Raw genomic sequence first — 2,079 nt, 5'->3', positions numbered from 1 at the left:
TAAAGGTAATGCACACGGATATGAGTTGATTAATTCGCTTTCTACGATATTTCCCCAAGAAGCCACTCAAACCTCGAGCGTTATGGGCAACTACTACAGACTCCTCAGGGAACTTGAATTGCTTGGGCTTGTTAACTCCTCCTGGGATACTTCAGGTAGCGGTCCTGCACGCCGAGTGTACAGCATAACTGAAAAAGGAAAACTTGAGTTTATTTCGATAATTGAACAAATAAAGCATACAAAAGAATTTGTAGATAAATTTTTAGACACAATAGGAAAGGAGGTGAAATAATATGTTCTATCCTTATGGTGGATTTTGTGGAACCAAATGGCATAAAAGAGGCTTCTTCAGAGGTTATGGCTACGGACCTTACTTTGCAGACAAAGACCATCTTGAATTTGCAAAGAAAGAACTTGAAAACAGATTAGACTATGTGAACAAAGAACTTGCTGTCCATCCAGATGATCCTGAACTTACTTTTGAGAAACGTGAGATTGAGAACAGGATTGATTACATTAACAAGTTGCTTTCAAAGGTGTAGCGTAAAAGATGCCCCAGTCTTAAAGGGCTGGGGCGAAAATTTAAAAATTTTTAAGGAGGTAAAAAATGAGAATTTGTTTTACAAGCGACGAGAACAAAGGACTTGAAAGTACAATGAGTTATCACTTTGGACATTGCCCTTACTTTGTAATTGTAGATGTTGAAGGCAGGGTTGTAAAAAATGTAGAATCTATTCCAAACCCACTTGCAGACGAACACAACCCAGGTGATTTACCAGCCTTTATGAAGGAAAAGGGTGTCGATGTAATTATAACAGGTGGTATGGGACCAAAAGCACAGGCTTTCTTCAAGGATTACGGTATTACTCCTGTTATCGGTGCATATGGAAAGGTAAAGGATGTTTTAGAGGAATACCTGCAGGGAAGTGTTACTTATGCGGAGGAAGAAAAGGCAAATGTAGAAAGTGAGTCTTGTTGTGGTGAAGATGAAACCGAAAGCGACGAGGGTCTTGATAAAGAAGTTGACAGGATGAAGAAAGATATAACTGCCCTTCGAAAGGAAATTGCCGATTTGAAGTCACTATTGATAGAGATAAGTAAGAGGATAAAGTAAGGGATAATTTATGAACACTAATATTATTGAGGGAATTGTTCTTCTTGTGCTTGTGCTTGCCCTCTATATTGTTTACTTTTTTAGAGGAGACAGGAAAAAGTTAGTAGATGCTTCAAAGAAAAGCGGAAAGATGTTTATTCAAAATTCTGTGAGGCTTTTTGCAATATTTGTGATAATTGCAATTCTTGAAAAATTCCTCTCTCCCCAATCAGTTTCGCAATTCCTATTAAAATTCAAGGGCTTTACAGGAATAATCGTTGGTGCACTTACCGGCTCTATTATGATGGGACCTGCAGCAACAAGTTATCCGATTGGGCAATATTTGCTATCTCATAATGCAAGTTACTCGCTTGTTGCAGCTTTCCTTTTTACCTGGGTGGGTATTGGAGTTGTTGCTCTTCCTCTTGAGTTTAAATTCCTTGGAAAGAAGTTTACGCTCCTCAGGAACTCCTTCACATTTATTGCTGCAATTCTTATTGCGCTGCTTATGGGGGTACTATTATGAAGAATATACTTAAAGACTGGGCAATAGAGATAGTAATCCTTCTAATCGCAATAGTACTTGCGATTTTTAATCCATCAAAGGTAGGTTCTGCGCTTCTTTCTGCGACAAAAACCTATTTAAACCTCCTTATCGTAATAATTGCAGTTGCTTTGCTTTCTTCATTTATATCGGTAACAATTCCAAAGCAAACCATAGGCAAGATTATAGGAAAACAGAGTGGATTAAAAGGGATGTTGATTGGGGCTATTTTTGGAACATTGATGGTTGGTCCTGCATATATGTTTTATCCATTCTTTAAGGAGTTGAGAGAAAAAGGGGCAGGTGCAAACATAATTGCAACAACGATCGGTGCGTGGGCAATAAAAGCACCCTGGATTCCTTTTGCAATTACAGTGCTTGGATGGAAGTTTACCCTTCTTTTTAATGGGCTAATTTTTGTTTTTGCAATTCTCTCCGGCTT

5 protein-coding genes are annotated in these 2,079 nt (G+C 38.3%); all 5 read left to right on the top strand.

The window, feature by feature from the left end; all coding sequences use genetic code 11:
* Positions 1-292 (top strand): helix-turn-helix transcriptional regulator (locus tag JHC30_05635; GenBank protein ID MCI4463636.1); only part of this gene is annotated, 292 nt, incomplete at its 5' end.
* A gap of 1 nt (position 293) precedes the next feature.
* Positions 294-542 carry a hypothetical protein gene (locus JHC30_05630; GenBank protein ID MCI4463635.1) on the top strand — a complete coding sequence of 83 codons (249 nt, stop codon included), beginning with the start codon at positions 294-296 and terminating at the stop codon, positions 540-542.
* Between the two features lie 65 nt (positions 543-607).
* Positions 608-1,114 carry a NifB/NifX family molybdenum-iron cluster-binding protein gene (locus JHC30_05625; protein ID MCI4463634.1) on the top strand — a complete coding sequence of 169 codons (507 nt, stop codon included), beginning with the start codon at positions 608-610 and terminating at the stop codon, positions 1,112-1,114.
* A 10-nt stretch (positions 1,115-1,124) separates the two neighbouring features.
* Positions 1,125-1,619 (top strand): hypothetical protein, encoded by a 495-nt coding sequence (locus JHC30_05620; GenBank protein MCI4463633.1) that lies wholly within the window; start codon positions 1,125-1,127, stop codon positions 1,617-1,619.
* A partial coding sequence (locus JHC30_05615; GenBank protein MCI4463632.1) for a hypothetical protein occupies positions 1,616-2,079 on the top strand: 464 nt, incomplete at its 3' end. The genes JHC30_05620 and JHC30_05615, both read left to right, overlap by 4 nt.

The organism is Caldisericum sp. (genome assembly GCA_022759145.1).
Classification (GTDB): Bacteria; Caldisericota; Caldisericia; order Caldisericales; family Caldisericaceae; genus Caldisericum.
The sequence above is the reverse complement of the archived record's forward strand: the minus strand, read 5'-3'. Positions and strand labels throughout refer to the sequence as shown.